The sequence below is a fragment of the Flavobacterium sp. AG291 genome, from assembly GCF_003350375.1.
Lineage (GTDB): Bacteria > Bacteroidota > Bacteroidia > Flavobacteriales > Flavobacteriaceae > Flavobacterium > Flavobacterium suzhouense.
On sequence record NZ_QQAR01000015.1, the window covers coordinates 1 to 13,574 of the forward strand.

The 13,574-nt window shown below is 37.7% G+C and carries 10 protein-coding genes; all 10 read right to left on the reverse strand.

All coding sequences use genetic code 11. The features are described from left to right. Positions 1–3,710: hypothetical protein (locus tag DEU42_RS14695; RefSeq protein WP_147278135.1), on the reverse strand; the 3,710-nt coding region annotated here is incomplete at its 3' end. Between the two features lie 39 nt (positions 3,711–3,749). Next, positions 3,750–5,372, reverse strand: a complete 1,623-nt coding sequence (locus tag DEU42_RS14700; RefSeq protein WP_114759071.1) for a T9SS type B sorting domain-containing protein — start codon at positions 5,370–5,372, stop codon at positions 3,750–3,752. A 120-nt stretch (positions 5,373–5,492) separates the two neighbouring features. After that, complete coding sequence (locus tag DEU42_RS14705; protein WP_114759072.1) at positions 5,493–6,332, reverse strand: ABC transporter permease; 840 nt, start codon at positions 6,330–6,332, stop codon at positions 5,493–5,495. 5 nt (positions 6,333–6,337) lie between these two features. Beyond that, positions 6,338–7,243, reverse strand: a complete 906-nt coding sequence (locus DEU42_RS14710) for an ABC transporter ATP-binding protein (RefSeq protein WP_114759073.1) — start codon at positions 7,241–7,243, stop codon at positions 6,338–6,340. Positions 7,244–7,321: 78 nt separating this feature from the next. Then, positions 7,322–9,187 carry a hypothetical protein gene (locus DEU42_RS14715; protein ID WP_114759074.1) on the reverse strand — a complete coding sequence of 622 codons (1,866 nt, stop codon included), beginning with the start codon at positions 9,185–9,187 and terminating at the stop codon, positions 7,322–7,324. 143 nt (positions 9,188–9,330) lie between these two features. After that, positions 9,331–10,389 (reverse strand): nucleoid-associated protein, encoded by a 1,059-nt coding sequence (locus tag DEU42_RS14720; RefSeq protein ID WP_114759075.1) that lies wholly within the window; start codon positions 10,387–10,389, stop codon positions 9,331–9,333. A 139-nt stretch (positions 10,390–10,528) separates the two neighbouring features. After that, positions 10,529–11,068, reverse strand: a complete 540-nt coding sequence (locus DEU42_RS14725; protein WP_114759076.1) for an IS1096 element passenger TnpR family protein — start codon at positions 11,066–11,068, stop codon at positions 10,529–10,531. A gap of 170 nt (positions 11,069–11,238) precedes the next feature. After that, complete coding sequence (locus DEU42_RS14730; RefSeq protein ID WP_114759077.1) at positions 11,239–11,628, reverse strand: VOC family protein; 390 nt, start codon at positions 11,626–11,628, stop codon at positions 11,239–11,241. A gap of 17 nt (positions 11,629–11,645) precedes the next feature. Then, the gene (locus tag DEU42_RS14735) at positions 11,646–12,251 is read right to left on the reverse strand and encodes an HPP family protein (protein WP_114759078.1); all 606 of its coding nucleotides are present in this window, start codon (positions 12,249–12,251) and stop codon (positions 11,646–11,648) included. Between the two features lie 57 nt (positions 12,252–12,308). Continuing rightward, a complete protein-coding gene (locus DEU42_RS14740) occupies positions 12,309–13,481 on the reverse strand; it encodes a tRNA modification GTPase (protein WP_114759079.1) in 1,173 nt (390 codons plus the stop codon). Positions 13,482–13,574 lie beyond the last annotated feature (93 nt).

The following is a 13,574-nucleotide window of genomic DNA, read 5'->3' on the forward strand; positions in this document are numbered from 1 at the left end:
GATGTAGGATCTGCTATAGGGGTAGCTCCACCCGGTAGCTCAGGGTTGGTCTCATAGTAGTTTACCGTATAACCCTGCCCCTGGCCGGCTGCGCCTAAGATCTCATTCTCTTTCTCGGTAAGGTCAAAGGTCACAATGGCATCGTTAGGCAGTTCCTCGTCGCACTTCACCAGTTGGCCTGGCGTGGTCAGGGCATGTGGCTTGTTCACGATAATGAAGAAGTCCGTTACACTGAAACAGCCTGCTACGGCGCTCTCTACCCTTACCCAGATATGATCGCCGTGGGTGGCAAGGTATGAAGTCTCTGATACGATCCTGCCTACTCCCGCGCGGACAGCGGCCTCGCTGGTATAGTACTCCACAACGATATCCGTAGGGATGATAAGACCAAGGGCATCGCTGATCACTGTATTCTGAACTGTAAGGTCTATACGCCTTCTGCCATCCTGGTCGTTGTTATCCTGATCATCACAGTATACCAAATCCTCTAATGCAGGGGCCTGTGGTGCTGGCTCTACCGTCAGGGTAAGCATGTAGGTTCTAAAACATCCAAAAGCAGGTTCGGTAACTCTAACCCATATAAGATGCAGGGTAGGAGTAGCATTGATATAGTTTGTAGTATTGGGAATGGCATTGATACCATTTTTTGCATCTAATTCTGTTTCGTGGAAAGTTATAATAAGCCCCGGTTCACCGTTCTGCATATCTGACACTAATGCTTGAAGATTGAATTCTCCTATACCCGATCCGTTGGTATCGCACACAGTGAGATCTTTCTGAGTTGGTTCAAGAATTATGGGTAAAGGATAGGTTCTTACATCCAGGAAACCAATTCTGTAACATCCTGTAGCTTCAATAGCAAAGCGTATGAATATTGTCTCTACTCCGGGTTCGTTATTTTGGTAATTTGATGGGTCGGTTATAGCGTTTATATCTGTCGTTGCATCATTAAATGTATGGTGAAAAGTTATAACTATACCATTCTCACTGGCTATATAGTCCGGAATTTTTGAGGTAAGATCAAAAGTCTCTACTTCCACAGGTTCTGTGCTGTCACAAAGTGTATAGGTACTTTGGTTGGTTATCAGAACCGGTAAAGGATTTACGATAAGTTCAAAGCTTACTATGTCAAAACAGCCTGTTACATTGTTGGTTACACGGGCCCAGATAGTTGCATTGCCTGAGCTATAGCTCATCGGGTTAGTGATAGGGTTGGTAGCTGCTATTGCATCCTGCTCACTTATGTAATAATTAACTGAATATTGAGCAGGATCAAGCCCGTTAAGTATCTGTGTATTTTTACTGGTAAGGTTAAAAATTGATTCTCCGTCTGTATCATTAGCTCCGTCATCACAAAGAGGGTAGGCGTCAGGTGTTGCTGCTACAGGCACAGGGCTGGCAATGAGTTGCAGTGTTTGGATGTCAACACAACCGGGAGCTGATTCTGCACGAATATAAATCGTTTGGGTATTTGCATTAATGTTAGGGTAAGCATCGGTATTAGTTATATTATTAACACCAAAAAAGGCATCGTCAAACGTAGTATGCATTGTAACGACTACATTTCCTAAATCAGTAGTGATTTGCTGAATTACCGGATCAAGGTTAAATACGGCATGACCATCATTGTTTATATCACAAACCAGTAATGGCGGTTGCGGGGCAATGTGAGGAATTGACAAAGTATTTATATGAAAACTTCCGGTTTGATGGCACTGCGTAGCAGAATCGTAAAGTCTTATGTAAATAGTTTGCGGATTAACAGTATTTGCAAAGGCAGTAGGAGTACTAACAGGGTTTGTAGCATCTTCAGCATCCTGTTGTGTTAAATAGTAGCTAAACACAACGTTGTTTTGTGTTCCTATCATTGTATCCTCATGGATAGTAAGGTCATATTCTGTCGAACCATCGTCTATACCGTCAAGGTCACATTTTGTCTGATCAAAGGAGATATTGTCAGGATTGGTAATTTCAGGGAGTGGAATTACCGAAATAGTAAACGAAGTTATATCATATCCGATACACGTTCCAAAGTCTTTTTCAAGTCTTGCCCAAATGGTTTGCGTTTCATAGGCTACTAAATTGGTATAGTTAGAGCTAATTGGGTTAGTGCCACTTGTAGCATCAGCTTGTGATGTGTGAAAAGTTACCGTAGCATCGGTGTAAACATCTTGTATAAGCGGAATATTTTCAGATAAATCGAATTCCCTGAATCCATTCTGGTCGATATCACAAAGCGCAAGATTGTTTGGTGTTCCGGTTAAAACACGATTGGTAATAATTTCAAAAGACAGCGTATCATAACATAATGTGAGTATGTTCGTTATACGCATGTAAATGGTTTGCGAATCAATATTGTTATTGTATACCTGCGGGCCTGCTATTGCATTAATATCCTCTTCAGCATCATTAGCATTGAGATAATAGGTAATCACTAACTCACTCTGCGAATTGGTTAGCATATCTTTGTGAATAGTCAGGTCAAAAAGATTTGGATTGTCACTTATGCCATCGTTATCACATTGTATAATATCCAGTGGAATATTACCGGGATTGTTAAAAACAGGTATTGGATTTACAATAAGATCAAACGGATAAAAATTATAACTAAAACATCCGTCAACATCTTCCAAACGGGTCCAAAGTGTTTGTTGATCGGGTATGGTGTTGGTAAATAAAGGCCCAACAGGATTAACTCCGGTTTGTGCATTAGCTTGTGAAGCATAGTAAGTGACTATTGTAGAGGGCGGATTGTTACCCCTAACATTGTCATCATTTAGGGTTAGGTCAAATTCTCCAATTCCGTTATTGCTGTAGGGGACACAGATTGTGAGATCAGATGGCATACCTGAAATCATCGGAGGATCGAGAATTATATTAAGTGTTTCGGTTGTAAAACAGCCCGTTATAACATTCGTCATCCTCATGTATATTATTTGAGGAACCGAAAGATTTACATACGTTTGAGGATTAGCTATAGGGTTTACACCATTGGTCGAATCGTTAAGGGATTGATGGTAAGTCACAACCATCGGGCTTTGAGCACCTAAAAACATAGCCTCATGTACTGTAAGGTCAAATGTTGTTTTTTGGTCATTTATACCGTCTTTATCACAGAGGTGTATATCGGTATTTATGTTGTTCGGATTCAGGAAGACAGGAACTGTATGAAATGTGGCAGTTCCGGTCCATTCCATTGAGAAATTTCCTGAACCATGTGGCCTGTCTACAACCAGATAATAGGTTTCGTTATCCTGAACAGTAATCCATTGTACAAAGGCATTACCGTCACCATTAGGTCCTTCAGATACATCAGTTTCTGTACCATTCATCCCGGTTGTAACATAATCAAGGCCTGCCGCACCTGGGTTTGTAGTAGAGCATCGTATGGCGGTACCTAAAGCGTTACATTCCACATCGGGACCAAACATCCAGAAATCAAAATCGGTTACTATATCACTATTTTCAGGAGTTAGCAAAAAGCCAAGAGTACCACCCTGATTGATAAGTATCTTAAGCCATACGGTATTGTTTTCCTGACTCCAGCATGCATTGCTTAGGCTTATTTCCTGAATATCACCCCAACCTGTTGCGTCAAGGTCATAATAGTTCGCATCCCCACATACTATAATAGCATCGGGACAGTCGTTCTGAGCTTTTACAGTAAGGGAACATAAAAGCAACAATATAAGTGTGCAGGTAATCCTCACAGCATAGCAATGTTAATTTTTCAATAAAAATATGAAAAATTATCTGATCATTGAAAAATGCCCTCTTATTATTCGTCCCGTAGTAAGCTGTAATACAAACCAATAATCCGTTGATGGGAGTTTGTAGTCGTTAAAAGTACCATCCCAGCTGCCGCTTCCTGTAAATGCGGTAATAATCTTTCCGTAACGGTCAAAAATGGTGACCTGTGCGTTAGGATGAAGGTTAAGGTAAGGAATTCTCCATACTTCATTTTCATTATCCCCGTTAGGCGTAAAGAATTTAGGGTAATTTAATATTATTACTTCTTCACTAACAGTTTTACAGCCACTTTTTGCTTTTATGTAAACCGTATGCTGTCCAGTTTCAAGTCTTGTAAATAAAGGGTTGTCACTAAAGGAACCGTTATCAATTGCAAATTCATAATCCTGTTCGTTATCCATAACGACTGCAATAGAGTTGTCTTCCTCGGTCAAATCTTTAACATCAAGCGTATAAATGATATCCGGTAACGGAGTCACAGTCACTGTAAATGATACTATGTCGTGCCCCTGACAAGAACCTGTACTTTCAAGCCTTGCCCAAATGGTCGTAGTAGCGTTTTCATACAGGCCCGGCAGTGGATTTACTTTTTGCTGCGCATTGCTTTGAGAAGCATAATAGGTTACCGAAGTTGATGAATTTCCATTTCGTATCAACGCATCATTTGTTGTAAGGTTGAATTTTTGTTTACCGGTTTCGTTAAAATCACATAGTTCAAGGTTATCGGGTTGCCCGGCTGTTACAGGATTTGTTACTTTAATTTCAAATTGATCGGTCACAAAGCATTCGGTAGTAGTCCTGCTCATTCTAATGTAAATGGTTTCAGGATTACTAGTGTTAGTATAAGCTGAAGGATTTGCTATAGGATTTTCACCTGTAATAACATCGTTTACATTGTGGTGATATGTAAGCACTACATCTGGCTGACCAGCAAGAAACATCGTTTCGTTAGTAGTCAGATCAAAAAGAGTCATCTGATCGTCTATAGCATCATCGTCACACTTTACAATGTCGGTAGACTGTAGCTGAGGATTAACAAATTCGGGAGAAGCATAAAAAGTTGCAGTACCCGTCCATTCTATAGAGAAATCACTATCCAAGGTAACACCACTAGGGTTTATAGGGCGGTCTATTACAAGGTAATATACTTCACCTGCCTGAACTGTAAGCCATTGTAAAAAATTGTTTCCAAACTCACCAGGTCCTTCAGAGGTATCTGTTTCAACATCATTCATTCCGGTTTGATTGGAGGAAGAACCGGCTGCTGCCGGATTTGTCGTAGAACAGCGAATAGTATGACCAAGATTTCCGCAGGTTGCGTTAGGTCCAAAAATATAAAAGTCGAAATCTATATCAATATCAGGGTTAAGAGGTGTTAGGGTAAAGCCTAAAGTTCCACTGGTGTTTATTGGGAGCCTTAACCACAAGCTGTTAGCTTCAGAAGTTACACTACAGTCATTATTACCGTTAAATATTTCATCTATGTTTCCTCCACCGGTAGCATTAAGTCCGGTAAAACCGGTATTTCCGCACACAGTAATGGCATCGGAGCAGTCATTTTGGGCAAGCAGGGGTCTTATGCCAAATAAAATCAGCATAATAAGTGTAAATTGAGTTTTCATAGCAAGGGCAATAATTTTTCTTGCTGTAAATATATAAATTTACATTAAGCTGATTTTAAGTTAAATAATAAATAAAGGGGATTTTGTATAAAATCCCCTTTATTTATTATATTTTGAAACTTACAGGTCTCTTTTCTTTAATATTCTGTATGACATGTAAATAAAGAAAGCTGTCCAGAAAATCACGATTGCGATTTGATACCAATGTACATCATAATCTTTTATGCTAGCCTGGCCACCTATTTGGTTTTCTATAGTCTTATAAAGCTGGAATCGTGATATGGGTTCTTTTATTAGATTGCTCATAGATTCCATTGGAAAGAATTGAGCAACCTGATTCAGAGCTTGCCTTGTTTCAAATACAAATTTATACAATAGTCCCTGAATAACCTGTTCGCCGATAAACCACAACAGTATAAACCCAATGGCAAAAGCAGAACGTTTAACCCAAACCCCTAAGAAGAGACAGAAAGAAAAGAATGCAATGAGTTTGATAAAATATGCAACAATGTACTGAAGGTCAGTAAACACAATTGAAGTTTCTGTGTAAGATGAAAAAGAATAACCGAGTATCAGTGTCATTATAAAAATAAATAATGTTGACACAAGAGCAAAAAGACTCACGGTTAGCACCTTTGATAAAACAAATTCTTTTTTGCTCAGACCATCAATAAGGTTTTGTTTTAGTGTTCCGTACGTATATTCGTTAGCCATCATTGAAACGATAACAATGGCAAGGAATATTTTCAATATAGATGCCAGCCATGTATTGGCATGCCAAATAAAAGGAAAGTTAAATATTCCTAAATCTGCTAAACGGAAATCTATTCCTATGATGCTGAAATTAACTGAAGCTAAAAGAGCTATTAAGGTAAGTAATACGAAATAGGTAATTACAAGTACTTTGCTGGCCCTGTTTTTCCACAATTTTTCCAGTTCTATTGATAAGAGACGTTTCATGGCTGTTAGTTTGAAGGTTTGTTAGAAGTTAATTGAAGGAATTGCTCTTCAAGACTGTGTTTTCGGTATGACAGGTGACTCAGACTTATGCCTTTATCAAATAAGTAGCGATTCAGTTCTGAAGGATCCAATGTTGTTTTTGGATAGGCAAGGAGTTTGCCTTCAATTTCTTCAATCTTATCGATAGCTTCATGCTGCGAAAGCATTCCAGCTAAAACAGTATTATCATTAGCCTGAAGCTCAAAAAAGCCTTCATTGGCAATCATGCCGTTTACAGTGCCACTATACAGCATTTCGCCTTTTCGTAATACAACAACATGGCTGCATACTTTTTCTACTTCATCCAGCAGGTGAGAAGCAAGTAATATGGTAGTGCCTGATGCGGCTATTTGTCTGATAATATCCCTAATCTGCCTGATTCCCTGAGGGTCGAGACCGTTTGTAGGTTCATCAAGAATAAGTATCTCGGGATCATTAAGCAGGGCAGAAGCAATGGCAAGACGTTGTTTCATACCCAGGGAGAAAGTTCTGAACTTGCTGTCTTTTCGTTCTAAAAGTCCAACTAATTCAAGCTTTTCATATATTTTATGCTCAGGAGCTCCTTTAATTTTGCAAACCAGTTTCAGATTGTCGTAGGCCGACATATATGGGTAAAAATTGGGACGTTCTATGATGGCTCCTACTTTTTTAAGCGCTTCATGGGTTTCTAAGGTACCGCCAAACCAGCTGTAGTTGCCCGATGTTTTGTTTACTACATTTAGTACTATTCCAAGTGTGGTTGATTTTCCGCTTCCGTTAGGCCCCAAAATTCCGTATACATTTCCTTTTTTTATCTCAAAAGAAACATTTTTTACGGCATGTACCTTGCCAAACTTTTTGTCAAGGTTGCTTATGGTTAATATCGTTTCCAAAATAATTGTTTTATGGTTCTTTAAGTAAGACGACCACTGTAATGTTTTGTTACCGATATTTTAAAAGAAATAGAATTATTATTGATAAGGGACCACTGTAGGTTTACCAACCTGGAAGTCAGGAAGCAATATGTCGTTATTCTTAAAAGAATTGGTTTTGAAGATATTCTCTCCCTGACCCGGTATACTTGGGTAATAAGCAAAAGAAAGCTGAAAACTGTTAAATACCAGATAGTCATTGTACAGTAGTATACCAAATCCCAACTTACTATATACTTTACTTTCATAAAGTTTATTTTGCTCATCGCCAATAATCGCCATACTGAAATTTGCAAAAGGATTAAGCCTGAAACCAAATATATTCCATGGAGAGTAGGACTGTGTTTGTAAGGTAAGCACGAGTTTTTTGGTTCCTAATACCGATTGTGTATTAAAGCCCTGTAAACCATTGGCTTCATTTATGTTTAGCTGGTCTTTTATAATAGCCATCCTGTTGTCACCAAAAACAAGTTCCGGTTTTATAAAATGCCTGAATCGCCATTGACCCCAATCTTTGATATTACTAAAGTAAAGCATATCAATTGCCAGAGTTGTCTGGTCGGTTCTGTTTTTATAGTAAAAAGTACCCGCTTCGGCATTTATGGAAAAGTATCCCCAGTTATAATAGTTTCCAAAAGCATAGCGCCCACCCAGATACATCCGGTGTTCATTGTTTTTATATTGCATACCGGAAGTAAGCGAATATACTTTTCCTATGGGTATGTCTTCCACGATGTCATAATTGAAAAGGAACTTATCCTGCACGAATTTACGTGAAGTTAAACCGATACTGGCAAGATATAGTTTCTCATTCCCATAGTAGCCTACAGAATCATAAGCTATGGACGGCTTTTCTTTATAATGTTGCGAAAAATATCTTCCGGTGGTTACCAGTCTTGTTGTTCTCTCTGCTTCTGAGTCACCTTCATAAATTTTAAATGCATACCCTGCCCAAAAATCCTGAGCATCCGATTTGAAATTTAAAAGCTTCCAGTCATTATTAACATCCGGAAGCGAATCTTTCATCACTCGTGATTCGGCATAAGCGCCTCCTGCCCATTTAGTAAAGGCAGAGAAGAATTGTCTTTCCAGTCCAAAGCTTTTAAGGTAGCTGTCATTTTTCCATATCTCATAGTTTATGGATGCGTTGATATAGGTATTCATAATGTTTGGTACCGTATATCGGGTATAATATTCTGTTTCTCCCGTCTTGAACTCTTTTTTAAAATCATTACGGAATTCATGGCCAAGTCCTAAAAAATTCCTTTCAGTAATTTCCATAGATGTACTTGAGCTTGAGAAAGAACCATTTGGAATAAGGCTCCAGGAATCTAATACTCTGACATATACATCAACCGAATCAGGACTGTTAGCTATAGCTACAGGTTTTATTACTACCCGCCTTACATAACGCTGGCTTCTTATCAAACGTTCAGATTCTTTAACCAACAGGGTATCGAGTGGCCTGTTTCTTTTGATTAATAACAGGTTTCTGATGGTAAATTGTTTCGTTTTAAGATGAACGCTGTTACCTGCCCGCTGAATCCAGTCTTTGGCTTTTTTGGTGGTATCATTAATCGAATAACCAAAAGGGTCCAGTGTTTCAATGTTAATCTTTCTAACGATTTTACCTTCAGCACTGCTAAGGCTGGTAGTCATCTCCGGGCTTCGCTCTTTTTCTTTTTTTCTTGAGCGGGCCGGTTTTTGCTTTTCTACCGGTTTAAAGATGAGCTTATGGATGAATTTTGTGAATTTCTTTCTTTTAGAATAGTCTTCCAGATTTTTATACATCTGGTCTTTGGGTGGTTTTATGGTATCTTTTTTTACCGGAGGGGTTACCTGAGCCCATGACAAAGCACTGGCAAAAAATACCATAAGTACAAGCAGTCTGAGCTTTGTTATCATAGTGTTCCTCCTGAAATGATTAAGGAAAATTAGGAAATAATACAGTAACAAAAAGATAAAAGTATGTTAGCATATCATTTTTACGAATGTTTTAACAACAAAAAAGAGGCCAAAAGCCTCTTTATATATTGTAATTTAAATAATTACGATTTTTGTTCTTTGTTGAAATAAACAAGGTAATAGTACATTTGTTTTTCCTCATCCCAACCTTTTTCTACAAATTTCTCTGCACTTTCAGGGTTAATGAAGTCCATTTTGATCTGGATGTTGGTATCAAGATTGATAACATTTTTAATGGTTTTCCTAACATCACTAACAGCAGCGTTAGCAATAGGGAAAGAAGTCACATCTTCAATGCTGTACTTCGGAGCTTTTTCTACTTTGTAGTTTTTAAATTCAGGAATCAGATCCGGATTGTCCATTACTTCATTCAAAAATTTGGTTTCTTCAAACTCGTCATTTTTAGCGAAGTGGTTTACAGCCCTGTTCATAAACATAACTTCCTGTTTTTTATCTTCAGCCGGCAGGATAACGTCTTTAGCAAATTCCTGAACAAATTTCATGTACTTTTTAGTCATGAAGTTCTCATCCTGGAAAGCATCAACTGACAGGAAGTGCTCCAGCCAATAACGCGCATCATAACGGTTGCTGTCTACAGTAAGTATTTTATACCCCTCTTCTTTTTTGTAGTTAAAAATGATACAGCCTTTGTCAAGCTTGTTTAGGTTGATTCCCTGTTGTAACAATAGCTCAAGGTTGGTTCCTTTTTCTTCAAGCTGAAGGAAATCGGTTTTAATCTCACTTTTAAAGATACCAATGGCATCAACAGGATTGTTGTCTATAGTAAGGTGGGTAAGATAAGTAACATATACCTCACCATTTTTAATGTGCGGATGGTTTGATTGCTCAAAAAGGTGTTTTGTTATCTTTTTAGATACCTCATGTACGCTGTCAGGATTTGTAAAAATCTCTGTAGCATAGTTGTACATATCGTGGTAATCCAAATGCACATCGTGAGCAAACTGAAAATAGTTTTCCTCTTTGTCTCTGAATGGCTTAAAGAAATATTCTTTTAGTAAAGGAACAATCTCATCAGTAAGACTATAAGGCTGTTCAGACAAAAAGTAAGCCTCATTTCGGCTTTTATTACCTACTCTGTGAAGAGAAAGGCTTTCTATGTGTGTGTTGAATAAGTTGATCATCTATTTTGAGTTGCATAGTCACAAAGTTGCATAGTAGCAAAGTTTTTGACTATGAATATAAGTTATTACTTTTTAATCAGAATCGGATGTGGCTTTAAAACTTTGCCACTTTGAAGCTCAGTTACTTTGTAACTTCGTTTTAATTCCAGTTATGGTCGTCCATTTCGCCAAAGCTCTGGTCGTCATCAAACATGTCAAAGTCTTCCTCATCATAATCATCATCAAATTCGCCATACGGGTCATTATCAAGATCGTCTGCGCCAAAAGCGTGATCAGGTGCCGTGGCAGGCATCTCTCCGTGAGCAAAAAGAAGCTCAGGGTAAGCCACTCCGCTTTCAGGCTCTTCAATAGCAGCCAACTCAACAAAGAATGTCCACATATTCAGGAAATCATAAACGTAGATGATTTTATTCTCGCTTTGATCAAGGTTGTCGGCAAGTACAAATTCAGCCATTGTTCTTTGTTCTCCGGGTACATCCCCCGTGTCAAACAATGGTATCTCTTCTCCCTGCGACCACTCGTCATCACTTCTGTAAAAAGAAGCTGCTTCCATGCCGTCAAAGCCAAAGGCATTTACTATGGCATTGTGCAGATCTTCCAGTGTGTCAGTATCTTCTATCGCGATATCCCTAAAGATATCTTCTTCTGCATCAAGTATAACTCTGAATTTGTAAACCATGATTCTAAATATTTTGTAAACCCCAAAGGTAATCTATTTTTACGTTTTGAAATTGTTGGATTTTTAGATTTTTCAACAGTTGGACTAATCGATAATTCGATACTTTGATTTTTCGATAGTTAGAATATCTAAACAAACAGTACTTTTTAAAAAGCTATAAATACATCAATCTACTTTTCATAAACTTCTAAAGGAAGCCCATCGGGGTCTGAAAAGAAAGTGAACTTTTTACCGGTAAATTCATCAACACGAATTGGTTCACATACAATATTGTTATCATTCAGCCATGCAACAGCTTGCTCAATATTATCAATTTCAAATGCTAAATGGCGTAATCCGGCCGCTTCAGGGCGGGAAACCCTTTGTGGTGGGTTAGGGAACGAGAACAGTTCTATTGCATAACTATCATTAACCGCGAGATCAAGTTTATAGGATTGTCGCTCTTTCCGGTAATTTTCGGCAACCACGGTGAATCCCATAACATGAGTGTAAAAATGTTTTGATTTCTCGTAGTTCGAACAGATTATTGCTATATGGTGTATCTTGTTTATTTTGAGCATTTGATATATAGTATGTTTTATACTTTGACTGATTTTTTCAGTGCTTTTCTGAACTTTTTGAATTTTATTACGGCAGGAGCCGAAGGATACTGGCGGTTATGAGGAATGTTATTAAAAATAAGCGCTATGATAAGCAATATCATCGCACCGCTCAATACCGGATTTAGTACGTATTCGTAACCAAGGGTCTTTATTTGCGGGCTTCCGGTAACAGCAATAAGAGCCGTTGCACCTCCGGGAGGATGCAGGGTTTTGGTCATCTGCATCGCAACAATTGATAAGGCTACTGCAAGTGGAGCCGAAAGCCATACCATCTCGGGCATGAGTTTTTGTAAACTTACTCCAATGACAGCTGATAGCAAATGTCCCCCAATAAGATTGCGGGGCTGTGCCAGCGGACTTTGTATTACACCATATATCAGTACACATGAGGCTCCGAAAGAACCGATAAGAAACACATAATCCTGTTGTGGGAATGCTTCATATTGCAACCATGATAAAATGCCCATACCTACAAAAGCACCTATAAATGCCCATAGATGTTCCTTAAAGTTTACAAGAGTTTCTTTGTAAACTACATAGCGTGTTTTACGGTAGCTTCGTTTTATTTTTTGTAATGGCATAACTATCTTTGATTTTTATGCAAAAGTAGTTACTGGATTATTGCAAAATGGGGTTAATTAAAGAAACTTATATCCCAGTATAATGCTAAAAGTATCAAAATTACTTCTCCAGTAAACATAATTAAGTACATTGTAATTAATGGTATAGCGCGCTTCAACACTATATCTCTCATAACCATAGCCTAACCCAAAAGCCACAGATGAAATGTTACTGACTTCTAATTCGGTGTAACCATATCTTATATAATTATTTCCAATTTTTAAAGAGGCTGCATAGGTTGCATCAATAAATAACCTTGATTTATCAGAAAGATACATATAATGTCTTACTCCCATAGGTACTTCCAAAGCTTTATAACTGGCTGATAGACTTTGATTACCTTTCATTCTGTCTAATTTAAATGACTTATAGTTTGGGTCTATAAATAATGACCATTTATTATTGTTAAATGGTAGTATGTATTCAAGTTCTGCACCTATTCTGAATGATATTTTACTGCCAAATTCAAGCTTATAATTTGAAGCATCATTAAGTACATCCAAAGAATTGAATGTTATCCCCGGTGTAAAACGCAGATTCAGTTTTCCATTATTCTGTTTTTCGGAAAGGTTTTTCATTTTTGTTCCTGAATTCCCATTATATTCAGCAAAAAGTTTTACCAAATCGCTCTTTTTGTACTTGAGGTTTTCAAAACGTGATATAGTAAACTTCTCATCTTTCATTAGGTTATACAGCTGTTGCCTGAAAAAGTTGTTTTCGGCAACCCCTCCATCAACTAAATACTCTTTATAAACAAGTTGTTCTGTTTTTGCATCATTTTCTGTACTAAAAAAATATTTTATAAAGTTACTGTCCTCATACTGGTAAAGCGTAATTTTTCCCTCTACCAAAACTTTTAGGAAAATGGTTTCAGTATTCCATTTAGGCTGTTTAGAATTATCTAAACGATCCAGTGCTGTTTCTGACCGATCTACATTAGTGGTTGTCCTTATAAACTTATAGCTCTCATTAATGTTGAATTCGCTGACAGTGCTTATGTTTTTTGTTTTTATATCATCAGCTTCATTTAGCTTGTACTCAAAAGATGTTGGGTTATTTTTCCATGCGATGTTTTTAATCAGGCATTCAGTTTTTGATTCATTTTCAATAAAATAGCCAGGTTCAAATTTTATTTGAGCAATAGAAAGCAATGGGAATGCTATAAAAAGCATTAAAAATAATTTTTTCATCGGATGGTTTAATATGATGCGGCAAAAGTAGTCGGTTTTTTCTGAATGTAAATTGATTCACTATTTTTTATACAGTTCATCCTTTAAATTCTA